Raw genomic sequence first — 24,716 nt, 5'->3', positions numbered from 1 at the left:
GATCATGTGACCATGATCACTTCCAATCACGATCAATCGAAGTACATAGATACACAAGAGATCAAACGCAGAGAAAACAATAATTCAATAAATCAATATCGCTGCGTCAGTATTTGACTAAATTTGACTCTGCTTTTTCTGGGTCAATGAAATGAAAGGCAAGTACAATGGCATCGAATAGCGGGCAAAGCTTTATTAAGCGGAACAGGCCTCCGAGGGTTCACATTTTTTACGAAGATCCGTTTGATGCGGAGCAAAAGGTCGAGCTGCCGTTTGTCATGGGCATCATGGCCGACCTGTCCGGAGACAATCCGGGTGTCGAGAAACCCGACATCGACGATCGCAAGCTTCTCGATATCGACATGGACAATTTCACCAAGCGCATGGAGGCTATCGAGCCCGGTACGTCTTTCACCGTGAAAGACAAGCTGTCCGGTGAAGACAACTCCAAGATGAGCGTGCAACTGCGCTTCAAGAGCATGGACGATTTCACACCCGGCAAGGTGGCCGAACAGGTGCCGGCGCTGAAGAAGCTTCTGGACGCCCGCCGCAGCCTGGCTGCGCTTCGGACCATGATGGATGGCCGCGTTCAGGCGATTTCGCAACTGGAGGAACTGACACGGGACCCGGCTCTGATGCAGGCCCTGGCTCAGAAGATCGAGGCCGATCAATCGAATTCTGCCGACGGTGCGGCAGAAGGCGACGGCAAAGAGGAGGCGTAAATGAGCAACACGGATACCAGCGCCCAGACAAGCGCTGCTGCTGCCGGCGAAGCCACTGGGGAAGCCAGCCCGGAAGAGTTCGCCTCGATCCTGAAACAGAACTTTCGCATCAAGGACGAGAACGACACGGCCAATCAGCTTGTTGACAATGCCATGTCGACCTTCCTTGCCGAGGCCCTGTCCGACCAGGCCCTGATCAAGGATGATGTCTATGACACCATCGACGAGATGATCGCCAAGCTGGACGAAAAGCTGAGCGCGCAGGTGAATGAGATCATTCACGCGCCGGAATATCAGAAACTGGAAAGCGCCTGGCGCGGTCTGGACTATCTGGTCCACCAGTCGGAAACGGATGCGACGCTGAAACTGCAGTTCCTGAACATCTCCAAACGGGAACTTGCCGGGGTCTTCAAGAGCTACCGTGGCGCCAAGTGGGACCAGAGCCCGCTGTTCAAGCAGATCTATGAAGCTGAATTCGGCCAGCTTGGCGGCCAGCCCTACGGATGCCTTGTTGGTGACTACGAGTTTTCCTATGACCCGCAGGACATCACGGTTCTGCGCGGCATGGCGAAGATTTCGGCCGCGGCCCACGCTCCATTCCTGGCAGCTGCCAACCCGCAGCTGATGCAGATGGACAGCTGGACGGAACTGCCGGCCAAGCGCGACCTGTCGAAGATCTTCGACACCGAGATCCACGCCCAGTGGCGGACCCTTCGCGAATCTGAAGATGCGCGTTATCTCGGCCTGACCATGCCGCGTGTCCTGGCCCGTCAGCCCTACGGTGCCAAGTCGGATCCGGTTGAAGAATTCGCTTTCGAAGAGGAATTCGGCGAGGACACGCACGACAATTACGCCTGGATGAACTCCGCCTATGCCATGGCGGCGAACGTCAACCGTGCCTACAAGGAGTATGGCTGGACAGTCCGTATCCGCGGCGTTGAAAGCGGTGGACTGGTCGAGGAACTGCCGACCCATGTCTTTGAGACCGATGATGGCGGCGTCGATCAGAAATGCCCTGCCGAGATCGCAATTTCGGACCGGCGCGAACACGAGATCTCCCGCCTTGGGCTGATCCCGCTGATCCACCGCAAGAACACCGATCAGGCGGCTTTCCTCGGAGCACAGTCTGTGTTCAAGCCGCGGCAGTTCTCCGGACCGGACGGCAAGGATGCAACCGCATCCGACAACCTGTCCGCCCGCCTGCCCTACATGTTCGCGACCACGCGTTTCGCCCACTACCTGAAAGTGATGGTGCGCAACAAGATCGGTTCGACGAAGGAAGCGCCGCAGCTGCAGCGTTGGCTGAACGACTGGATCATGGACTATGTCGACGGCGATCCGGACAATTCGACCGAGGAAACCAAAGCGCGCAAGCCGCTTCGCGAAGCCAAGGTCACCATCGTGCCCGATGAAGAAAACCCCGGCTATTACCGGGCCCAGTTCTTCCTGCGTCCGCACTATCAGCTGGAAGGCATGGACATCGGCATGAGCCTGGCGTCCCGCATCCCGCAGGACGGCACCTGATTTCACGAATTGCCGGGCGGCGGTCACCGCCCCCGGCAGGCATCCCCAAAGGATGCGGTCCGGTTTTTCCGGGCGGAGGTACAAACGAGACACGCAAGTGTCTAGGGGTTTGGACCGCGAGGTCCGAGGTAGTTGTCAGGAATAGTTAGGATTGTGTCAGGTTTCCGGACCTGACCGTCAACAACCAAGAGGACTTATTGAAATGGCTGTCGATTTTTTTCTGGAACTTGATGGTATCAAAGGCGAAGCACAGGACAAAACCCATAAGGACAAGATTGACGTCCTGTCCTGGTCCTGGGGCGCATCCCAGTCCGGCACCACCCATATGGGCGGTGGCTCCGGCTCCGGCAAGGCTCATTTTCAGGACCTGAGCATCACCAAATATGTCGATAAATCCACCCCGGTGCTGTTCCAGCATGTTTCCACCGGCAAGCACATCGCCAAAGGCACTCTGTTCGTGCGCAAGGCGGCTGGTGACAGCCCGCTGGAATACATCAAGATCGAGATGAAAGACATTATCGTCACCAACATCTCGACCGGTGGCAGCGGTTCCGACGACCGTATCACGGAGAGCTGCACGCTGAACTTCGGTGAGTACAAATACATCTACACCGAACAGAAGCCGGACGGCTCCAAGGGCGCGGCCCCGGAATTTGCCTGGGACATCGCTTCCAACGAAAAGAAATAAGGCTTTTGCCGACCCGGCTGCCGTGCGCTGCGCGGCAGCCGTTTTCTTTGAGGCATTCGCTCAAGTCGATCTCCGGCGCAACGCCGAATGGAACGACAAGCATCTTGGGGCTGGCAGTCAGCGTGGGCATGGCCGATGGCTAAATCAACCGTGAAAATGCACTCCCCGCTGATGTGGGCTTTCCGGGCGATGGACGACCCGGACTACAAAGCTGCCCAGGAGCGTCAAAAACAAAGTTCAAATGGCAAAAATCTGCGGTCTGGCCGTCGACTGTCCCGCTCCTACGGCGTTTCTGAACACGCCCTTCTGTCCGAAGTTCGCAGAGACCTGCAAGCCCTGCTGAACACGGTCAATCTCAACTCTACACAAGATCTTTCCGATTTTCCGGAGGTCACCACCTCCATCTTGAACTACGGTCTGCCGGATCTGTCCGTCCACATTGTCGATACGGTGCGGATCGATCGCCTTGCAGATGATATTAAGGAAGCTCTGATCCGGTTTGAACCAAGAATGGATCCCAAGACACTCCAGGTGACCAGGGACGACAGCATTGACAGCGACACGTTCAAGGTCCGGTTCCTGATCAAGGCCGAAATCCGCTGCGACCCGATCCGGGTCGGCAGTGAATTTGTTGCCGATGTAGATCCCGCATTTGGACGCATCAAGATTATCGGGGCGACTTCATGAACCGCGAATTTCTGGATCTGTATAACCAGGAACTCATTTATCTGCGCGAACAGGGCGCCGCCTTCGCGGAGGCCTATCCTGCCGTTGCCGAGCGCCTGGGCGGACTTCTGGAGGACAAGTCGGATCCGATGTTGTCCGGCCTGCTGGAAGGCACTGCCTTCCTGTCTGCTCGTGTGCAGCTCAAGATGAAGCACGAATTCGCGGAATTCACCTCCAACCTGTTCGAGCAACTGTATCCGACCGCCCTCGCCCCGATCCCCTCGATGGTGCTGGCGCGCGTCACGCCGAAATTCGGCGATGCCAACTTGCGAAACGGCATCAAGATCGAGCGCCACGCGCCCATGGAGGCGGTGTTCCGCGAACGGCAGGGGGAAGTCCGCTGTCGCTTCACCCTGACCTCCCCCATCACCTTGACGCCGCTGGAACTCGCCTCGGCAAAGTATCTCAGCTCAGCTGCGCAAGTGTCCGGCCTTGGCGCTGACATGGCCGAAGACCGGCGCGCTCGGGCCGGTCTGTCGATCACATTGACCCACCGCATGGCGGAAGATCCGGAACTGGAGGTTTCTGCGGAAGAAGCGCTCAAAAAACCGGAATTCCAGGTCGCAGGCTGCCGCATTGATGAACTGCCCATTCGGCTGGTGGGCCCGCTGGATCTGGCGTCAAAGGTCTATGAGCAGATCTTCGGCCACACCATCGCGCTTTACCTGCGCACGGAAGATGCCTTTGGCCAGGTCAGTTTGCAGCGGCTTCCGGTGTCCGCTGTTCAGCAACTCGGCTTCGACGAGGAAGATGCGCTTTTGCACAATGACCTCAGGCTGTTCACCGGCTTTGACTATTTGCGCGACTATTTCAACTTCCCGCGCAGCTTCTTGGGCTTTCGTCTTAGCGGGCTGCGCCGCTATCTCGACCGGATCCGCGCCAAGTCCTTCGACCTTGTGTTTGTCTTCGATGAGGCGGATTCACGCTTGCCGGCCCATGTCGAGGGCAAGATCTTTGCCCTTCACACTGCCCCCGCTGTCAATCTCTTCGAACGCCAGACGGACCGGGTGCCGATCAAGAAGGGGCAGCATGAATTTGCCGTCATCACCGACAGAACGCGGCCGCTGGACTATGAGGTTCATTCCGTCACCGAGGTCAACGCACATTTTTCCGGCGGCGAAAAGCGCCCCATAGAGCCGCTCTACAGCGTTGCGCCGGACACGGAAAAATCCGGACACGAATGGTTCTATACGATCCGCCGCCTGCCGCGCCGCCAATCTTCATCGGAAATCCGGCGACAGCAGCCCAGCTCCTATGTCGGCACGGAGACGTTCATCACAATCTCCAGCGGCGCACAGGCAACAGCACTTTTGCAAAGCGGCAAGAAGCGCCTTGCAGAACTCTCCTTGAAAGTCATGGCGTCCAATCGCGCTCTTGCCGCGGATCTGCCTGTCGGCTCCAATCCGGACAAGTCCGAGACCGGTGATTTCCGCATTCTGGAAGATGTCGGTCTGAAGGTGGATTGCGTTGCCGGTCCGACCGCACCGCGCCCGCCGCTGCTTTCCTACAACGAGCGGCTTGGGGAGGATGGTCACGCCGGCGCCATTGCCTGGCGCCTCATCAACATACTGGCGCTCAACCATACGGGTCTTGTCCATGATGCGGCGGGCGCCGACGGACGGTCATTCCGAGACATTCTGAGCGTGTTCGCGCCGCTGTCCGACAATGCGGCAGATCGACAGGCCCAATCGGTGCGCGCGGTTTCCACCCGTCCCGTCGTGCGCCGTCTGCAGCAGAAATCCGGCACAGGCGTTGCCCGAGGTCTGGAAGTCACCATCACGCTGGACGACAAGGCCTTTGAAGGCGCCAGCGCATTCCTTCTGGGGGCTGTGCTCGACCGGTTTGTTGCGGAATACGCGTCCATCAATCACTTCACGCAATGCGTCATAGCCACCACCGAACGCGGTGTCATCATGAAGTGGCCGCCCAGGATCGGTGCAAAGGGGATCTTATGAGCAAGCAGGACGACAAGGACCTGCTCAAGGACCGGAAGGCGGACGACAAGACAATTGTCCAGTTTGCCGGTGCACGCACGCATGTCTGGCCGGCGACCGATAACGAAGATACCGAGGCTGGAGGAGACATCCCCAAAGACGCGGTGGAGGCAGACGCAGCTTCTTCGCCTGAGACCGAAGAGGGATCGGATCCAGCCATCGAGAGTGAAGCAAGGCAAGAGGAGCCAGCTTCCACCGACATTGCGCAAATACCCGATGACACGATCTGGTCGCAAGCGCCAGAAACGCCAACTCCGATTGAGGACGCGTCGGCAATAGAGACGATCAAAGCGGATACGATAAAAACTGACACGCCCGAATTGCCTGAACTCGCGCTTCATGCCGCAGATCCATTTAACGCGCTTGATCCGTCATCGTTCGCCGACCCCACCCCCCAAGAACCTCCTTCACCCGAAACTGGCACCCGGGCTGAAGCAGACAAGGATGAAGAACCCAGGGAAACCGCCGCGCCCGCGTTGTCAGATGCGGAGCTGGAACCGGCGGAAGACAACAGCGCCCCCCCGCCCGAAGCTCCCAGGATCGAGGTGCCTGTCCAGCAGCAATTTGCATCCCTGCTCGCCGCGTTGAGCGACCGGATCGAGCAACACCCCGGCGGCCATGACCTTCTTGCCGTTCTGCGCATGCTGGAGGGCCAGACCGCGCCGGGTGGCGCGTCCACGGGCATGGACCCCAAAAAGGCAGATGAACCGGCTCCGCCACGGATAGGCAAAAGCCGCCGGCTGATGGAGGACATTGTTCGGTTCGGACAGGATCCTTCGAGTGAATTTGCCCCTTCCACTATCGAACGTGCCACGCGGGATGCCGATGGCGGTCTGGTGCTGCTGGAACGCTTTCTGGGCCTGCTCGGGCCGCAAGGTGGTCTGCCCGCGCCTTACACCGACGAAGCGATCATGCGCGGGCTTAGAGGCGATGACAGTTTTCCGCGCTTCCTTGACGTCTTCAACAATCGCTTTGTCCAGCTGTTTTTCAGAGCCTGGGCCGATGCCCGTCCGATCGTGCAGCATGACAGGCCTGACGATGACCGGTTTCTGACCTATCTCGGCTCGCCGATTGGCCTCGGCGCTCCTATCTACCGTGATCAGGACCGCATCGACGACCGATTGAAGCTGCTCTATGCAGGGCTCACCTCCTCCAAGACCAAAAGCGCAGTGCGGCTGAAAGCGCTGATCACCGGCGTCTTTGGCGTGAAGGTCGAAGTCGATCAATGCGTCGGGACCTGGCTGCACCTCGACCGGGACGATCAGTTGCAACTGGGAGGGTTCGGTCCGGGCGGCGCCGGACAACTTGGTGCGGATACCATAGTCGGCGCCAAGGTCTACAGCGTGAGCGACAAAATCCGTATCCGGATCTTCACACGTTCGCTGGAAGAATACCGCAAGTTCCTGCCGCCAACGCGCACGAAGCCCAATCCCTGGACAGAGAAGCTCTTTGATCTGATCGATTTCTATCTCGGGCTGGAGATCGAATACGAAATTGAACTTGCCCTTCCCAAACGTTGCGCCTCTTCTGTCAAGATGGATCGAAACAACTCGGCGACGCTCGGCCATATCGGTTGGTTGAAACCGGCCACAGATAGATCACTTGACGAGCCTGAGGACGACGAAGAGATGCTGACAGACACCCGTTTCCGGCCCGTGCGCAGGCACACCACCGTTTATCAATAGAACTCAACTTTGAAGGTTCTGAGCCATGGCTGACATCACCGTTGAAAACGTAGCCTACAAGATCAACTCGGTCGCTTATGAGAGCCTCGACAAGGCAATGCGGCTGACCAAGGATGCCGGTCACCGGCACCTGGAGCTGCTGCACTGGTTCTACTATCTGATCCGCGATGAGAAGTCGGATCTCTTTCAGATCCTCAGGCATTTCGACGTGGACCTTGGAACCCTCGACAAGGACCTTCAGGCGGCGATCAAGGAACTGAAGATCAATCAGACCGAGCTGCCCTCCATGTCCAAGCCTTTCCGGGAAGCCCTGGAAGGCGCCTGGTTTGTCGGCACGCTCACCTTTGGCGACTACAAGATCCGGTCGGCCTATGTGCTCATCTCGGTCCTCGGCGATGAGGCGGCGCGTACACAATTGTTCCGCCTGTCCTCATCGCTCAACAAGCTCAAGCGGGACGAAATCTCCGGCAATCTGGATGCCATCGTTGACGGCTCCGGTGAAGCGCGTGCGCGTCCGATCGACGGCTCCGGCCCGAAGGCTGCCGCGGCCGCCCCGGGGGAAGCCCCGACGGAATCCGTTCCTGGTGGCGGCCCCGGCGAGGATGCGCTTTCCCAGTTCACCGTCGATTTCACAGCCCGTGCCCGGGCAGAAGAATTCGATCCGATTGTGGGACGCGACGAGGAAATCCGGCAGGTCATTGATGTCCTGATGCGCCGCCGACAGAACAATCCAATCCTGACCGGGGAAGCCGGTGTCGGCAAGACGGCTATTGTGGAAGGCTTTGCGCAGAAGATCGTGGCGGGCGACGTACCGCCGGCCCTGCTGGGCACACGGCTTTGTGCGCTCGATCTCGGCCTTCTTCAGGCCGGCGCCTCCATGAAGGGTGAATTCGAAAAGCGGCTCCGGGCGGTCATCGACGCCGTTCACGGCTCCATCGTGCCGACCATACTGTTCATCGATGAAGCGCACACGCTGATCGGCGCTGGTGGAGCGGCAGGGACCGGCGATGCGGCCAACCTGCTCAAGCCGGCTCTCGCCCGCGGCACTTTGCGCACTGTGGCCGCCACCACATGGTCAGAATACCGGCAGCATTTCGAAAAGGACCCGGCACTGACCCGCCGGTTCCAGCCGGTCCAGGTTGACGAACCGGACGAGGAAAAGTGTTTTGCAATGGTCCGCGGCCTGCTGGGTCCGATGGAAGAACATCATCAGGTGCGCATTCTGGACAGCGCCGTCAGGTCCGCCGTTTCGCTATCGCACCGTTATATCCCCGCCCGTCAGCTGCCTGACAAGGCCGTCAGTGTCCTGGATACGGCATCGGCGCGCGTCAACATTTCCCAGGCCGCGCAGCCTTCACGACTGCTCGATCTCGCCGCCAAGAAGGGTTTTCTGGAGACAGAGAAGCAGGCTCTGACCAATGACGCCGAACTTGGAATGGAGCAGGAGGAGAAACTCGAAGCGCTGAATGACGCCATCGAGGAAACGGAAAAGAAAATCGAAACAGTGCGCGAGGACTGGGAGCGTGAACGCAAGCTGGTCGCCGAAATCCGGCGTCTGAACGCCGCCCTCACCGAATTGAGAGGCGGAGAAGCCGCACCGCACCCGGAAAGTGCCGAAATCGAAGACCCCGAGGAGGACAATCCGGCTCTGGTGCCGATCGACAAGATCGAACTTGATCTCGATGTCGACCTGGAAAACGAAGACGCGATCAAAGAGGCCCTGGCGGCGAAACGGGCTGAGCTCTCTGAAATTCCGGAAGACGACCGCATGGTCTATGCCTATGTTGATGACGAGGCCGTCGCCAGTATCATTTCCGACTGGACCGGCATTCCGGTCGGCCGGATGGTTCAGGACGAGATGCAGACCATTCTCAATCTGACCGACAGCCTGAACAAGCGCGTGATCGGACAGGCGCACGGACTGGCAATGATCGCCAAGCGCATCGAGACCAGCCGGGCACAGCTCGGCAATCCGGACAAGCCGATCGGCGTGTTCATGCTTTGCGGCCCCTCGGGCGTCGGCAAAACCGAAACGGCCCTGGCCCTGGCCGAAGCGCTCTATGGCGGTGAAGAGAGCCTGATCACCATCAACATGTCGGAATTCCAGGAAGCCCATTCCGTCTCCGGCCTGAAGGGTGCCCCTCCCGGCTATGTCGGCTATGGCGAGGGTGGCCGCCTGACCGAGGCTGTCCGGCGCAAGCCCTACTCCGTGGTGCTGCTCGACGAGGTCGAGAAAGCCCACCCGGATGTGCACGAGATCTTCTTCCAGGTGTTCGACAAGGGCTGGATGGAAGACGGCATGGGCCGGAAGATCGATTTCCGCAACACGCTCATCCTGCTCACCTCTAATGTCGGCACAGAGATCATCATGAATGCGGCCAGTCACATGCTGGATGCGCCGGTGTCGACCGACGAAAGCCAGGCGGCAACTGATCCGAATGCACCGGATCCGGAACAGCTTGCGGAATCTCTGCGTCCTGCCCTCCTGGACGTGTTCCCGCCTGCCCTGCTCGGCCGGATCGTGACGATCCCCTATTATCCGCTGTCACCATCGATGCTCGGCTTTATCGTGCGCCTGCAGCTCAACCGCATCGTCAAGCGCGTCAAGCAAAACCGGGATGCCACGCTGACCTATGGCGACGATGTTGTCGCCCATATCGTCTCGCTGTGCCGGGACCCGGACAGCGGCGGACGCATGATTGACAATATCATCACCAATGATCTTCTGCCGAAGCTGTCGCGTGCATTCCTGACCGCGCAGCTGCACGGCGAAGAGATATCAGAGGCTACCTTGAAAGTGGGCGCCGACGGTCTGGACATTGAAACCGCCGGCCCGGCTGCCCAAGCGGCTGAATAAAGGTCCTGAGACGCCGGTCGGGGCTTCTCCGACCGGCTGAGACGTGCTCCGCTCAATGAACCGTCAGAATGTCCGTGATTGAATTGCGATAGTCGCGAATATCATTGCTGGCGACGGATTGCGGGGCGTCCGTTCCCGTTTCCATTTCAAAGGCCAGAGGGTCTGTCGGTTCGCCGCGCATCCGGATCTCAAAATGAAGATGCGGACCGGTGGACAGCCCCGTCGTACCCACATAGCCGATCAGGTCGCCCGCCTGCACAACAGTCCCCATTTCAACGCCGTCAGCATACTCATGCATATGGGCGTATCGGCTGGTAATGCCGTCCTTGTGGGTCAGTTCGATGAAATTTCCGTAGCCGCCGCGGACGGCGCGATAGGTGACCTTGCCGGAGAAGGCCGCGCGGATCGGTGTGCCAGTCGGCGCGGCCCAGTCAACACCTGCGTGAAGTCGCTGGGTTTTCTTGATGGGGTGAAACCGCATACCGAATTTTGAGGTCAGCACCCCTTTGACCGGCACCAGCATGGCCCCCGACAAACTGACTTGTCCACCCTCGTTGACACAGGCAAATCCGCGATTGCCCGGTGCCTTCATGACATAGCAGCGCACCGACCAGTCATTGCCGCGCCGGACGCCTGCAAACAACACCCTGCCCCCGCCCCGTTTCTCGTCGCGAGGCGCATCGGTGAAGACAAGACTGAACCGTTCATCATCCGTAATGGCGCGTTGCAGATCCGTCATGGGTGCCAGGTAGGCGATTGCCTCTCCCACGATAGAAGCGGGCACGGCATTCCTGACAGCCGTGGCATAGAGCCCGTCAATCAGGCGGTGTTTTTTTCCGGAGCCGGGCCTTGTGTCTTGCGCGATCTTGTCCTGTCCGATTTCCTGTCCAAACCAGGGATCGGCACCATGAACGTAAGTCGGTCCGTCACGGCTGTTGGACATGGCGACTGTACCGAGATATCCGTCCTTTGCATAAATCGAAATTTGCACCGGACGATAGTAATCACCGACGCGACCCAGCCGGTTCGGCATCCGGACCCCCCGCATTGCGATTTTATCGCCAGCGATCAAATCGCTTTTCTTGAGCTCGATCGCCATGAATTCCAGAAGCGGTTTGATTGCGTCGGGATCAAATCCGTTTTCCGTCAGAAAGTCTTTCAGCGACAGGCCCTTATCAATGACCTCCCGGATCTCGATCCGGCTTGGCCCCTGGCCGATCGGGCGCTCAGTGAGGTAAAGATTCAGCGTGTCTGTCGCCGGTTTCAGGAAAACCGGCAAATTCTTTTCCGCCGGATCGGCGGAACCGCTGTTTTCTTCAATGGTCAGGCTTTCACTGTCGGCGCCGCCACCAAAATTGCCGAACTGGAAGTCCGCTTCGTTACCGGGAGCACGAATGACCAGATTGCCGTTTTGATCCAGCATGCGGCTGTCGAGCACAAAGGCTGACGCAGTCGGTATGGCTGCCCGCCCCGTGCCGCTGGCTGAAGCCGGGACCGGTCGCTCCGTCAGGTCGATGCGCTGACCCGCCGCGCTGCTCTCAAGCAGAACCGGATCTCCTGCGAGCGGAATGACCGCCGATTGGGCCATGTCGAAAAACGGATCGGCAGGCAGATCCAGATCATCGCCATTGGCAAGCGCCGTTTCGTCTTCCGCTGGCGGTTCGGGCTGCTCCTCAACCGTCTCTTCTGTTGGCTCGGCAATCGCTTCGACGCTCTCCGCGGTCACCAGCTCAGGACCGGTTTCCTCTGGCGATGAAAACGAGATTGCGCCCGACGTGACGAGATGGGCCAGACCTCCTGCAACACCTCCAATGAGCAGGCAACCAACGGCCAATGCAGCATAGGTCCAAATGGGACTGCGTTTGCGACCGGATTTAGAAGGTCCCCGTGGTGGTGAAGGGGGGGGTGGTGTCGGCGGAGGGCTCGAGCCGGTACCTGTCTTGCGCGCCGATTGTCCGGACGGACGGATCACCGTCCGCTCGAATTCGGGACGGTTTTGACCCGGGTTGTAGTTTTCAGGCCATTGAGCCATGCCGAGACCCTGAAAAGGCAGGCCAAGCCTGCGCGGTTCGCCAAACAATTCTGCTTCCGGATCATGCCGGATGACGCAGCGAGATGCAAAACGCGTTTGTGGAAGGCTCGCCTGCCGTTACCGTTTCAGATTGACCAGATTGCCAGGGTCCGCCGAAATCTCCTTGCTGCCGGTTGTCTGCGTGTCTGTTCCACTGCGCGGCTCCATATACATTTCCGGCCGGTCCAAGGTGAAAACGGAGATGTCAGTGCTCAGACCGCGCAATTGTCCGGTCCAGATTTCCGAAACAGGGTAGTCCTCAGGCAGTTTCTCGGCAACGGAGCCGCTGATCGCAAGACGAACCTTGCAATCCTTTGCAACCGACTCAACGCGACTTGCCGTGTTGACCGTTGTACCCATAACTGTGAAAGACCGCCGGTGCTCACCGCCGATATCACCGACGAGAACCGGTCCTGCATTCAGGGCAATTCGCAGGTCCAGAGGTGGCTGGCCGGTAATCTGGCGTAATTGATCCAGCAGACCGATTATCTCAGCCGCCGCATCGACGGACGCTTTTTCCGGCGCTTCCACCTTGTTGGGGGCATTCCAGACCGCCATGATGGCATCGCCTATATATTTGTCGATGTAGCCTTCGTGTTTGGTGATGACCCTGCCGATTTCATCAAAACAGGCATTGACCACCCGAACCACATCCCGGTCGGCGAGGCTTTCCGACATTTTCGTGAAGCCGACAATGTCGATAAAAGCCACCACCACGGGACGCGTGTCGCCCCCCAGTTCCGGCAGTTGCTCGGAGACCGCCATCTGCTTGATGACATCCGGCGCCAGGTAATGGCCGAACAATTTGACCAGCGACCTCTGCCGTCGCTGCAGGATACCGACCTTGCCGACACCTGACACCACCATGGCACTGAGACAGGCCACCGGCATCACACCGGGTGCGAGCAGCACGCCGGCACTCAATCCGACCAGACTGATACCCAGGCCGAGCACGCTCCCCAAAATCGCAACAAACGGCAAACTCGCCAGCGGCAAAAGCAAACCCGCGACGGCCCCAATCAGGGCAAACGCGATTGCAAGCGCGGGCAGTGTTCCAGGTACCGGTTCCAGCGCGATACGGCCTGTCGCTGCTGCGGCAACAAAGTCGGCCAGGATAAAGACACCGGCCGTTTGCGGCTGAACCCGCGGCCGGCCGCTTGGACCGGTCTCCGCGCGTTCTGCCGGAAGATGCGGCAGGAACCTGTCGGAGTACAGGTGCTCGTCCTCAAAGGGCAACAACCCGCCGAAAATCACGATCCGTCCTGCGGCAAACTCCTGCAGGTCCTTGCGTCCTGCTTCTGTTTCCAGAAGGTCCAGAACATCGATGAGCGACAGATAGGGAATGGACGTGGCAAGCCTTGTTGTAGGCATTGCCGTGTAGCGCTCGGAAATCTGCACCCCGCCCTTGGCCAGCAGAGCATCAATCAGGTGCGGCGATTCAGAAAGCGGCAGCCTGGGCGTGTGCTGGCGGACAACGCCATCGCTGTCCGTCGACACGATGACGGAGCGCACACCGCCCTGCCCTGCCGCTGCGGTGAAGGACCGGTGCGGAACACCGACTTCGGTGTGCGCAATGAATACCCGGTCGCGGTTCTGATAAAGGTATCTCTGGAACGGAAGATCGAAGCCCCTCAGGCGCGGTTCACCTGTACTGGGATCAACAAAGGAATCGGCGCTGTAGGCAAAGACAAAATCATAGCCGACAGCGACGGCGCCAGCCTCCAGAAGCGCCTGCCCGGCTTCCGCCAGAAGCGGTGCCATCAGAACACGTGGAATCGGCGCCAGCCGTTCGGAGTTGAGCGCAACATTGTCCAGACCAACGACAAGCACGGGCGCGGATTCGACCCGATCCACGCCCGCGAATGCGGTCTTCACCTGGAAAAGGCGGTCCGTCACCCACCCTTCCCAGATGGCCTTTTTGGCGGATAATCCGATGGCGATGCCTGCCCCGGTCGCAACAAGCGCGATCAGGATCATGAGTTGCTTTCGGCCAAAGGCTGCGTCCGCAAAGCGGCCGCCTCCTGTCATTTCACAATGACAACGGCTGTTTTACGCCCGACCTGATCCGGATCGATGGTGAATTTCCGCATGACAACTCCATAATCCGGCGCCTTGCCTTGCAGGAAGAGCTCCACTTCGACGGCGTCGCCCTCGCTCTCGCGATCCGGCATATCCGTCAAGATATTATCGAGCGCATCAAAGTCGAAACGCTTCGGAGCTCCACCTTCAAAGGAGACAAAGACGGTGTCGTACTGGTCGCGCAACTTGTCATCGAAGCGCAGCATCAGCGAGGCCGCCTTTTTGTTTTCCAGATTGAGGCCGCGCAGGGTTACGGTCAGTCCCTTGTCCGCCTCGACATTTGTTCCGCTGTCGGCCTGCAGACAATTGCCGGCCCGGAGCACTTTCTCTTCACCGCCTTCCAGAGTGTATCCTTCTGAGGAAACGCTCAGGACACCGGAAGACAGGCGAACTTCCTGGCATGCGCCATAGTCGAGAAGATCGATATGACCATCGCCAAGCTCAACCACCGTTCCCGGCATCAGTTCGCTGAAGGCAGACACGCCGACATTTTCCGACTTGTCCAGAACAAGGGCAACGGGCTCGGCCAAGGCCGTGGCAGACGACAGGCTCAGGACGGCGGCAGCTGTCAGAATGCGTTTCGAACTTCGTTCCGAACAAACGGATCTAAACATGTGTTTCATGACGGACTCCTCGGTCATTGGTCATTTTGCGACCCAGCCAAGTTCAGCGCCGATCGCATCGTCTATGGGCTGATAGTATCAAAGAATGGCAAAACGAGTGTGGCCATGGTCACATAAAAGAGTTTTATGTCGCAACAACATACGCAAAATTTCGAACTATCCTGCGGGCTGTGTGTAAACCCCCGCGATGCCGATTGCAGCGGCCGACTGTCCGATCAGCTTGAGCACACCAACCATCAGGTCCTTGCCAAGTTTCTGGCCATCCAGTGCTGCAAGAACCCCGACGAGTTGTGGCATCGGCTCGGCTGAGCGCACCATCACAATATGGTCTGCACCAAAGGGCAACGCCGCTCTCAGGTTGAGCACATAGGGTTCAAACGCCTGGATCGATGTGTCCCGGCCTTGCGGATCTGCGCGCCGGTCCGGAGCCAGGAGCCGTAACGTTCCGTCCGCCTCCAACCCGAACACGGCCATGTAGCCATGCTGGTCCGAGGTCAATCCGACCTTGAAAGCTGCCCCCTCCGGAATGTGGCCAACCGAGGGAATCAAGCGTCCCTCGATAGGCTGGCGATCCCGCGACAGTGCATAGAGATCGCTCAGGAAGACCCACTTTGCCACCACCGCTGCGAAACTATCCGCGTTCCTGGCATTTCCCTTGAGCACAACATCGCCAAACTTTGTCAGGACATCACCGGCCTCCACGTCCCAGAAGAGATCACCGGGACCGTCCGAACTCACGTCGAGCCGGCCGCTATGCACCTTGGACAGACTGTCGAGCACCGGCAAAGCTGTCGCAGTGCTGGCGGCCAGTGTCAGCGTGTTGTCTTCCCGGCTCAGGAGATTGTCGTTGACGCGCGGCAACACGGCTGCGCGTGTGCCGCCACCGATGCTCAGGCTGGGAGACTGCCGTCCTTCCGTCGCCACACGGACCGTTTCCTGCAGGAAACGGCTCAGCTCTTCCATGGATATGCCGCCATCGCGATCCAGGTCTGCCCTCCCCTCGACACCACGCGCGAAAGCCCAGCTCAAGGCTCCCCTGGGCTCTCCAGCGATCATCAATTCGGGGATCACCTGCCCATCGACCGTTGCGCCGACATAGATCACGTTGGGCATAGTCTCACCGTCGAGATCCTCTGCTGCGGCCTTGGCAAGCAGAGGGTGTCGAAGCGCTGTTTTCAGCACATCGTCTTCAAATGCCGGCAAACCGACAAGCCGCGTGCCCAACCGCTCGATCCGCGGGTCGATCGAACGTGTCATCGTACCGGAATGGCAACTGTCTGCGAGAACCAGGACGCTGCGCGTGCCCGCGGCCCGGAGCATTGCGGCAACATCGTCGTCCCGCAGCCGCTCGCCGTTGCCGGGCGCCGCCACATCGAAGCCGGCCAGAAGAAAGACCTCGTCCATGCTGTCGTCTTCGGACCCGGAGACCCATTCGGGCTCCTGCGCCCCATGGCCGGCATAGGATAAAACCAGCACATCATCGGGTGCGGAGCGTTCAATCAGAGCCTGCCAATTCGTCAAAACGGCTTCACGGGTCACCGCTTCGTCGTAAAGAGTGGTCAGATCGCGCACACCTGCTGCTGTCAACGTCTCGGCAATATCGCGGGCATCGTTGACTGCGCCCTTCAATGGGGACACGTGCTGATAGGCGTCGACACCGATGACAAGCGCCCGCCATTCTGCCGCATGAACGGCAGTCGAAGAAAACATCGACACCAGGAGCCAAACAAAGGTCAGCCCTGTCCCGAAATCGCGATGGGGCGAGAGATGCATACCAAACAACCGGTCAGAACGATCTAGCCCCAGGAGCCACCACCGCCGCCACCCGGGCTGTCGTTGCCACCACCACTGTCGTTGCCACCACCGGTGTCATTGTCGTTGTTGTTGTCGCGCAGACCTGGATCATTGATCGGGTCTACTACAGGTGAAGTTGTCGGCGTCGCCCTTGTCGGCGCTGTTTGGGTCGTCGTGCTCTGCTGGGTCTGACAACCGGCAAGCAGCAACATCGCGAGGCCCGTGACCGGCAATACGTGCAACAGTGTTCTCATCACATTTCTCCTGATTAAAACAGATCGTAGCGTGGGCGACTTTGTTCCCACTGGTGCTTCACCAGCGCGATCAGGGCATTGTCGCCCTGAACGGCTTTGCGTCCGGTGTCGTCAAAAAATTCGGACAGAGCTTGCCGGGTCTTGCGGCCGGGCTGCCCGTCAACAGGGCCAGGCTGGTAGCCGAGATCTGTCAGCGCCTGTTGCAAGGCCTTTGCCTTCAGGTTTCGCGATGCCTTGCCGAGTTCTGCCTTCGCCTTTTCAGCAGCCGGAGAGGACGGGTCGACAGCAACGGCCATGGCCAACATGCGCACCCGATCCCGGCCCGCAGCTTCACCGGTTTCCTTGCCGAGCATCCAGGCGGTGTTGAAGGCGCCCCAGGCATCGCCCCGCTGGGCACTTTCCCGGAACCAGCGCGTCGCCTCTGCAGCACCCTTCTCGACACCTTGCCCGTTGAAATAAAGCAGGCCGATGGCGGTTCCGGCAGCAGGGTGACCGCCATCATGAGCCTTTTTGAACCATCCAAACGCGGCTTCGAAATCCTGCGGTACGCCTTTGCCATCCCGGTAAAGCGTTCCCATGTTGAGAAAGCCGTAAATATCCTGCCGCGCTGCCGAGCGGTTATAGTAGTAAACCGCTCTGTCGACATTCTCGTCTACATGTTGACCGCGCAGGTAAAAACCGCCGATTGCGTTGAAGGAAAACGTATGCCCTGCCTCAACGGATTGGAGCAGCTTTTCCATGCCCGACTGTTCGTTCTGTGCCGTGCCCTCGCCTTTGATCTCGGCCATGCCAAGGGAATGCAATGCATAAGCGTCACCGCGCTCTGCGGCCTTGCGATAAAGATCGACCGCCTTGCCGCGATCCCTGTCAATCCCCGCTCCGAGGAAATACATGCGTCCCAGGACCTGACCGGCACGGACATGACCCATCTGGTAGGCCTGATCAAAATAAGCGGCCGCCTGGTCGAGATCCCCGGCGGCAAATGCACCTCTGCCCCTCTGGAAAACGAAACGCCCGATCCCTGGATAGGCAGCCATGGCCGATGCGCAGGCAGCGTCCACCTTGTCGCTGTCCAACGCGTTTGCAAGACGGCCTTCGGTCACGGCCTGAAGATCAAAAGGCTGCGTCGCAAGCGCGTCGCACTCTGTGACGCGAGGCTGGACCGTTTGCGTGATCGTCCTTGCAGTTTCTCCGTCCGCTGAAGGCAATTCCAGAACAAAACTACCGGATTGGTCCTCGGTTCCGATTTGCGGCCGCAACGTCAGAGACGAAAGCGCGTTGGCCGGAAACCGGTCGCCTGCCTGCAAAAGTCTGCCGTCGGCCGCGAGCTGAAGATCAGCATCGACGGACACCACCTTGAGCCAGTCACTGGTTGCCGGCAGACCGTTTGCCGGTGCCTGCGGATAGACTGTCACCGGTCCCACGCCGATATCGGCCTCAACGGCACCGGACGCGGCGTTGTTTTCAAGCCAGGCGAGCAGATCCTTTAAGGCCTCGGCCTGGGTGTCTTCAGCTTCAATCTGTTCTGCAGGCGCGGCTGATTGGGCCACGGTCACCGAGGCAATTGCAGAGACGTTGCCACCCCATTCGTCCGTCACCTGGTAACTGATCAGTTCGATGTCACCTGCGCTTGATCCCGTGGGAACGAATTCCAGACTGGCAAGCTCCGTCGCTGTCAGCTCGGTCCCCTCAGACACCGATCGGCCATCCGGCAGTCTGAGCTCTCCCTTTTCAGGGCTTAGCGTCACTTTCGCCGTCAGTTTGCCGCCCTCAGGCTGAACCGGTTCCGGAATACTCAACTGATGAGCAGTGGCATCAACCGGGACCGTCACCCGGTGATGGGCCGTAACGATGGGTTCAGGCTTTGGCGGCACGAAATAGAAACTGGTGACCAGCGTTGAGTCTTCGTAAGGGATCTGCTGCCCACCAGTCTTGCGGACAACTTCGTCGCGAACCTTGGTCATCAGGTCCTTGATTTCGAGCTTGGGATCAAGCGCGTTACTGACGACCGACGAGGTAAAGGGGCTCATCGGCCCCTCGCCGTCATAAGCCACCTGGCCCGGGCGTGTTGCATAGGAAATGAAACTGCCCAGCTTGTTCGGAATGCGCCTCAGGCCACGCGTCTTGCCAAGTGCATATTCTTCTTCGCCCCAGAACAGGCTGCCAATCTCGAACGGATTGTCGCGGCAGGCATCCAGCATCACGATCTGAAGACTTGAAGCCGCTTTCATATAGTCAAGAAGATGCGAAACCTTGAGGCTCTCAAACTCCAGGTCATATTGCGACGAGAGCTTTGCATCCACGGGCAGAATGAAATTCGAGTCGCCAACCTGCAAAGCGTGACCGGAATAGTAAAAGAGGGCCGTGTCGCCGTCATTCAGTTCCCGCAGAAAGCGGCGAACGACCTGCTCCAGGTCCTTCTTGCTCAAATTCGTGCCGATTGTGACATCGAAGTCCGCTTCGCGCAGGATCCTGGTGATTTCCTTGGTGTCGTTCAGCGGGTTCAGAAGCGGTTCGACATATTGATAGTCCTGGTTGCCAATGACCAGGGCGACGCGGCGGCCCTCTTCCGGCGATGTTGAAGCCTCGGCTGTCGCAGCTGAAAGCGCGAGCATGGACGACGCCAGAAAGCCGACGCGGATCCTGCGCAATACCGGGACATTTCCCGATAGTCCCGGCTCTCGGGTCCATCGACGGGCGAGAGGTAAAAAGCTGCGTGTCTGCATATCATCCTCAGCGCTGGAACTCGAAAATCAGTTTCGCGCCTCAACCGAACCTTGTCTGTGACAAAACTCACAAGAAGGAGCGAACCGGCTCAGTCGTGACCGGCACCCCCAAATCAAATACCCTTACGTAAAGTGATACATACTTGCCGCTGTGAGGCAAGCCATTGCGTGCAAACAAAAAGCTCAGCTCCTGACCCCAAGGATTTCAATTCTGCGCGAGTCGACCTACGCTAACAGAACGCCCCTTGAACCGATGGACACCATGACAGCTGACCTCACCATCCGTCCCTTGCGGGGAGACGAGATTCATATTCCACTCAACATGGCTCAAGAAGAAGGCTGGAACCCGGGCCTGGAAGACGGCCCCGCCTTTTTTGCCGCAGACCCCACAGGCTATTTTGCAGGTGAAATCGACGGAAAGCTGATCAATGTCATTTCAGCTGTCCGCTATGGCGATGCTTTCGGCTTCATCGGCCTCTACATCTGTAAACGTGAATTTCGAACGCGAGGCTACGGTCATCAGATCTGGGACCACGCCATGTCTTATCTGGGCTCCAGGGTCATTGGCCTTGATGCCGTCAACGAACAGACGGCCAGTTACGCTGAGCACGGGTTCAAATCAATTTACAGGAACATACGCCAGACCGGGATTTCCTTGTGCGATACGCCGATGGACCCGCGTCTCGCTCCCCTCGGCCAGGGTCTTTACCCATCCATTCGCGACTATGACCTGGAATTCTTTCCGGCGCCGCGCACAGAGTTTCTTCAGCTCTGGACTGCGCCGATGCTTGAAACCCGGCGCGGCTTCGCTTTCGTCGAAGATGGCAGCGTTCATGGCTACGGTGTGATCCGCCAATGCCATGAAGGCTACAAGATCGGCCCGCTCTTTGCGGAAACACCGGAGATAGCCGATACGCTATTCCGGGCACTTGCCGGCCAGGTCAAGGGTCAGATGGTTATCCTGGACACCCCGGAACCCAACGCAGCGGCGCTTCTTTTGGCAGAACGCTATGAGCTGTCTCCGGAATTCGAGACGTTCCGCATGTATCGCGGCGCGGTTCCGGATCTTCCCCTGGATCAGATGTACGGCATAACGACTTTCGAGCTGGGCTAGCAACCGCGCGGGACTGCCCGGATCTGTCGGCGCTCAGTGGTCGACGTTTCGATAGGCAAGAATAGCGCCTGCCAGATCCTCCAGGGCCGCGCCAACCGACTTGAACATGGTCACCGTGCCATCGGATTGCCGGCCGGGATGAGTTCCGCGGCAAAGTTCGTAGAGATCCGCCTTGATGTCGGATTGGGAAATGAGCCCAGATTGCAAAGGCTGCACGATGTCGCCACCTTCGCTCAGGCAGCCGTCGCGTGTATCGACATAGATCTCGGCACGCTGGACGAGGTCATCATCGCTTTCACGCATGCTCGGCTTGAACGCCCCGACCAGATCGACATGCGCGCCATCCTTGAGATGCGCCCCGCGAATAAGCGGCTCCGTGGAGAGTGTTGCCGCGCTGACAATATCAGCCTGGGAAAGCGCCCCGTTCAGCGTTTCAGCCGCCTTGGCGGACACAGGCAAGCTCTTCTCAATTTCCTCGGCGAGTTCTGCCGCCTTTTCCCTGGATCGGCCCCAGACCGTGACTTCCTCTATGGCACGAACAGCCATGTGGGCCTCCACCAGGTTTGGCGCCAGTCTGCCTGTCCCCAGCACCAGAAGGTGCCTGGCGTCGGAGCGCGCGAGATAGCGCGCCGCAAGAGCGGACGCAGCCGCGGTTCGACGGGCTGTCAGTTCGCCGCCATCGACGAGCGCCAGCATTTCACCGGTGCGCGCATCCGACAGCAGATACTGAGCCGCAACTGCCGGCAGGTTCCGCTCCGAGTTTCCAGGCACAACCGTTGCAACCTTAACCCCTGCATAGCCACCCGGGACCCAAGCAGGCATGAGCAACATCGTTCCGTCCGGCTCGCCTGGAATTTCCATGTCGTGATGATGACGTGTCGGCATGACACACCCGGAGCGGAACATGTCAGCCAGCGCGTCGATCAGGTCCGGAAACGGCAGGGCATCGCGGGTCTGGGCGTCGGTTAGCAGCAGCATCTTGAACCATTTGACATTGATTAAATTTCGAAGGACCAAATCACATTCAGCCGCACAGTCCAAGTGCGGTTGCCGGCCGAAACGTTCCGACTATGTCAGGAAAGGTCGAAGATCATCATGACATAGGCGGCAAACAAGGAAAGGTGCACGGCTCCCAGGAGGTAGTTCGTCGTGCGGCTGCCAAAGGTCAGCAGACTGACAAACAGGGTCAGCACCAAGAGGGCGATATCGGCCGGTTTCAGCCCCAACTCGATCGTGAGACCGGTGATCCAGCCAACCAGCAGGACCGCGGGCACTGTCAGGCCGATGGTTGCAACGGCCGATCCAAGACAGATGTTGACCGCGCGCTGCAGCTTGTTTTCGCGCGCCGCCTGAAGCGCACTGAGCCCCTCTGGCATCAGGACCAGTGCGGCAACGATAAACCCGCTGAGGGCCAGGGGCGCGCCCAGCCCGCCGATGCCGAACTCGACGTAAAGTGCCAGCTTCTTTGACAGGAGAATGATCGGCACCAATGCGCCGAACAGGCCAACCACGTGGAAGGGCAAAGACCGCACGACAACGCCGTGGTGCCCGTGATCGTCATCGCTCTGGTCCGGCTGCCTGAAGATATCGCTGTGCGTCACCGTCTGGATCGCAAGAAAGACACCGTAAAGCAGGATGCACATGATCACGTCAAAACCGGCCTGAAGCGGCGAGAGTTCACCGCCAGGTGCAGAATGCGTGAACCGGGGCAACACAAGTGCGAAAATGGCGAGCGGTACCAATACGGACAGAAACGCCTGTGCGCCCTGCAGATTGTAGGTCTGGTTCCTGTGGCGCAGCCCCCCCATGAGTAGGCACAGGCCGATCAGGCCGTTCATGACAATCATGACAACGGAAAACATGGTGTCGCGCGCCATGGTCGGTGCCGCGTCACCTGACAGCATGATGGCGACGATCAGGGCGACTTCAATGCCGATTACCGCCAGCGTCAGGATCAAGGTGCCATAAGGCTCGCCCAGGATGGTCGCAAGGCATTCCGCGTGACGGACAACGGAAAAGGCACACCACATCACCGTCGCGAATATGACCCCAAGAAGCATCAGGGAAGGCCCGATGCCTACATATTCGGGTTTGAGCGTATCCCCGAGCAGGAGGAACACCGCAAAAACAAGGAAACCGGTCAAGCTGGGCAGTTCGGATTTCAGCACGTTCTGGCCCCCCGACCGAGAATCAAGACATGAGACCCCGAACTATAGGCTGCTCCCCGAACGGGCTGCAACTGGGCCAAGACCTTGCGCAAAAAAGCGAAAGGACCGGCGCCGAACACCGGTCCTTTCTACACTTTCGGCCATCCAAAATCAGATTGCCAGATACTCCTGGCGAAGCTCCGCGTTGTCGAGAACCTCCTGGGCGGAACCGTCAAACACCACTTCACCCATGTCGAGGATCACGGCCCTATCAGCCAGGTGAAGGGCTGCAATCGCGTTTTGCTCCACGATGATCGTGGTCATGCCGAGTTCCTTGACACCTTCCAGGATGCGTTCAATCTCCTGGACGATAACCGGCGCCAGTCCCTCATAGGGCTCGTCCAGCAGCAAAAGCTTGATGTCCCTTGCAAGAATGCGCGCAACGGCCAGCATCTGCTGTTCACCACCCGACATGGTCACCGCTTCCTGGGACCTGCGTTCCGCAAGACGCGGAAAGTGATCGTAGATGCGCTCGATCGACCAGCCCTTCGGTTCGGCGATCTGAGACAGTTCCAGATTTTCCTGAACCGTCAGTCCTTGAATAATCCGACGATCTTCCGGCACAAGCCCGACGCCGCAGCGCGCCGCCTGATAGCTTTGCATGTCATGCAGGGCCTGGTGATCCAGCCAGACCTCGCCATGGGTCAGCTGCGGATCGTCCATGCGGGCAATGGCTCGCAAGGTGGAGGTCTTGCCTGCACCGTTCCGGCCCAGAAGCGCCAGGATTTCCCCTTCCCGCACGTCGAAGCTGACACCCTGAACGATGTAGCTTTCGCCGTAATAGGCATGCAGGTCCCAGGCGGAGAAATAGGCCGGCGCCGCGCCTGTTGCCTTTTTGGGTTTGATGCCAGGCGCCTGTTTGCCGGCAAATTGATCGTCAAGCAGGGTCACAGATGCGCTCCTCCAAGATAGGCTTCCTGCACACGCGGATCGCCCTTGATGTCTTCCGGTTTGCCCTCGGCGATGATCGTGCCTTGCGCCAGCACCGTCACCTTGTCCGCAAGGGAAAACACCACATGCATGTCGTGTTCGATCACGACCTTGGTAATGCCGCGATCGCCAATGCGTTTCAGAAGATCGATCGTGTTGTTGGTATCGGCGCGCGACATGCCCGCCGTCGGTTCATCGAGAAGCAGGAGCTTTGGATCCTGCGACAGGCACATGGCAAGCTCCAGCCGGCGCTTGTCACCGCGGGACAGCGAACTTGCGATGATGTCCCGCTTTTCGGCGAGCCCCACATCTTCCAGCATGTGCATGGCCTTGTCGCGGATTTCGGCATCCTGGTCGACCCGGGTAAAGGCATGCAGAGCGAACTCGCCGTCCCGCTTTGCCAGGGCCGGGATCATGATGTTTTCCATCAGGGTCAGATCATCAAAGATCTCCGGTGTCTGAAAGACGCGTGACACACCGACCTGATTGATCTCATGCGGCTTCATGCCGGTCAGCGAGATGTCGCCAAACATCACGCTGCCCGTGTCCGGGGCAAGCCGGCCGATCATGCAGTTGAGAAAGGTCGACTTGCCGGCCCCGTTGGGGCCGATGATGGCGTGAACCGTGCCCTCCTCGACGGCGAAGTTCACATTGTTGAGGGCCCGAAGTCCGCCGAACGACTTGTTCACACCCTCTACGCGTAGGATTTCCATATCAGTTCA

Annotated in this window: 18 protein-coding genes; 8 read left to right on the top strand and 10 right to left on the bottom strand. The window is 59.0% G+C overall.

What is annotated here, in order from left to right; all coding sequences use genetic code 11:
- Positions 1–167 precede the first annotated feature (167 nt).
- The 7 genes from tssB (at position 168) to tssH (ending at position 10,196) form a co-directional block, all read left to right on the top strand.
- The gene (gene tssB, locus ACO6TG_RS27795) at positions 168–722 is read left to right on the top strand and encodes a type VI secretion system contractile sheath small subunit (RefSeq protein ID WP_094070529.1); all 555 of its coding nucleotides are present in this window, start codon (positions 168–170) and stop codon (positions 720–722) included.
- Complete coding sequence (gene tssC, locus ACO6TG_RS27790) at positions 723–2,246, top strand: type VI secretion system contractile sheath large subunit (protein ID WP_094070528.1); 1,524 nt, start codon at positions 723–725, stop codon at positions 2,244–2,246. It begins immediately after the preceding gene.
- A gap of 202 nt (positions 2,247–2,448) precedes the next feature.
- Positions 2,449–2,934, top strand: a complete 486-nt coding sequence (locus ACO6TG_RS27785) for an Hcp family type VI secretion system effector (protein WP_094070527.1) — start codon at positions 2,449–2,451, stop codon at positions 2,932–2,934.
- Between the two features lie 135 nt (positions 2,935–3,069).
- Positions 3,070–3,621 carry a type VI secretion system baseplate subunit TssE gene (gene tssE / locus ACO6TG_RS27780; protein WP_422376178.1) on the top strand — a complete coding sequence of 184 codons (552 nt, stop codon included), beginning with the start codon at positions 3,070–3,072 and terminating at the stop codon, positions 3,619–3,621.
- Positions 3,618–5,615, top strand: coding sequence for a type VI secretion system baseplate subunit TssF (gene tssF / locus ACO6TG_RS27775; RefSeq protein WP_422376177.1), 1,998 nt, complete (start codon positions 3,618–3,620; stop codon positions 5,613–5,615). Before tssE ends, tssF begins: the two co-directional genes overlap by 4 nt.
- Positions 5,612–7,339: a type VI secretion system baseplate subunit TssG gene (gene tssG, locus ACO6TG_RS27770; RefSeq protein ID WP_422376176.1), complete on the top strand. Its 1,728-nt coding sequence runs from the start codon at positions 5,612–5,614 to the stop codon at positions 7,337–7,339. Before tssF ends, tssG begins: the two co-directional genes overlap by 4 nt.
- Positions 7,340–7,364: 25 nt before the next feature.
- Positions 7,365–10,196 (top strand): type VI secretion system ATPase TssH, encoded by a 2,832-nt coding sequence (tssH, locus tag ACO6TG_RS27765; RefSeq protein WP_422376175.1) that lies wholly within the window; start codon positions 7,365–7,367, stop codon positions 10,194–10,196.
- 52 nt (positions 10,197–10,248) lie between these two features.
- Here tssH and ACO6TG_RS27760 read toward each other — a convergent pair whose 3' ends face one another.
- The 6 genes from ACO6TG_RS27760 to ACO6TG_RS27735 all read right to left on the bottom strand — a co-directional run bounded on the left by ACO6TG_RS27760 (position 10,249) and on the right by ACO6TG_RS27735 (position 19,668).
- Entirely contained in the window at positions 10,249–12,030 is a 1,782-nt protein-coding gene (locus tag ACO6TG_RS27760) for a M23 family metallopeptidase (RefSeq protein ID WP_422376174.1), read from the bottom strand.
- A 315-nt stretch (positions 12,031–12,345) separates the two neighbouring features.
- Positions 12,346–14,244: an adenylate/guanylate cyclase domain-containing protein gene (locus ACO6TG_RS27755; RefSeq protein ID WP_422376173.1), complete on the bottom strand. Its 1,899-nt coding sequence runs from the start codon at positions 14,242–14,244 to the stop codon at positions 12,346–12,348.
- Between the two features lie 47 nt (positions 14,245–14,291).
- Entirely contained in the window at positions 14,292–14,969 is a 678-nt protein-coding gene (locus ACO6TG_RS27750) for a hypothetical protein (protein ID WP_422376172.1), read from the bottom strand.
- Between the two features lie 156 nt (positions 14,970–15,125).
- Complete coding sequence (locus tag ACO6TG_RS27745) at positions 15,126–16,742, bottom strand: caspase family protein (RefSeq protein ID WP_422376171.1); 1,617 nt, start codon at positions 16,740–16,742, stop codon at positions 15,126–15,128.
- A gap of 23 nt (positions 16,743–16,765) precedes the next feature.
- Positions 16,766–17,017, bottom strand: a complete 252-nt coding sequence (locus ACO6TG_RS27740; protein WP_422376170.1) for a hypothetical protein — start codon at positions 17,015–17,017, stop codon at positions 16,766–16,768.
- Between the two features lie 14 nt (positions 17,018–17,031).
- Positions 17,032–19,668 (bottom strand): caspase family protein, encoded by a 2,637-nt coding sequence (locus tag ACO6TG_RS27735; protein WP_422376169.1) that lies wholly within the window; start codon positions 19,666–19,668, stop codon positions 17,032–17,034.
- Positions 19,669–20,005: 337 nt separating this feature from the next.
- On the opposite strand from ACO6TG_RS27735, the gene ACO6TG_RS27730 reads away from it, so the two are divergent.
- Complete coding sequence (locus tag ACO6TG_RS27730; protein ID WP_422376168.1) at positions 20,006–20,857, top strand: GNAT family N-acetyltransferase; 852 nt, start codon at positions 20,006–20,008, stop codon at positions 20,855–20,857.
- A 33-nt stretch (positions 20,858–20,890) separates the two neighbouring features.
- On the opposite strand, the gene ACO6TG_RS27725 is transcribed toward ACO6TG_RS27730, so the two are convergent.
- The 4 genes from ACO6TG_RS27725 to ACO6TG_RS27710 form a co-directional block, all read right to left on the bottom strand.
- On the bottom strand, positions 20,891–21,835 hold the full coding sequence (locus ACO6TG_RS27725) for an ornithine cyclodeaminase family protein (protein ID WP_422376167.1): 945 nt from the start codon (positions 21,833–21,835) through the stop codon (positions 20,891–20,893).
- A gap of 95 nt (positions 21,836–21,930) precedes the next feature.
- Complete coding sequence (locus tag ACO6TG_RS27720; protein ID WP_422376166.1) at positions 21,931–23,025, bottom strand: calcium:proton antiporter; 1,095 nt, start codon at positions 23,023–23,025, stop codon at positions 21,931–21,933.
- Between the two features lie 150 nt (positions 23,026–23,175).
- A complete protein-coding gene (locus ACO6TG_RS27715) occupies positions 23,176–23,955 on the bottom strand; it encodes an ABC transporter ATP-binding protein (protein ID WP_422376165.1) in 780 nt (259 codons plus the stop codon).
- Complete coding sequence (locus ACO6TG_RS27710) at positions 23,952–24,707, bottom strand: ABC transporter ATP-binding protein (RefSeq protein WP_422376164.1); 756 nt, start codon at positions 24,705–24,707, stop codon at positions 23,952–23,954. Before ACO6TG_RS27710 ends, ACO6TG_RS27715 begins: the two co-directional genes overlap by 4 nt.
- Between the last annotated feature and the right edge of the window lie 9 nt (positions 24,708–24,716).

It is taken from the genome of Roseibium sp., from assembly GCF_965233565.1.
Taxonomy (GTDB): Bacteria; Pseudomonadota; Alphaproteobacteria; order Rhizobiales; family Stappiaceae; genus Roseibium.
Note: the sequence above shows the minus strand (reverse complement) of the source record. Positions and strands in the feature narration are given on the sequence as shown.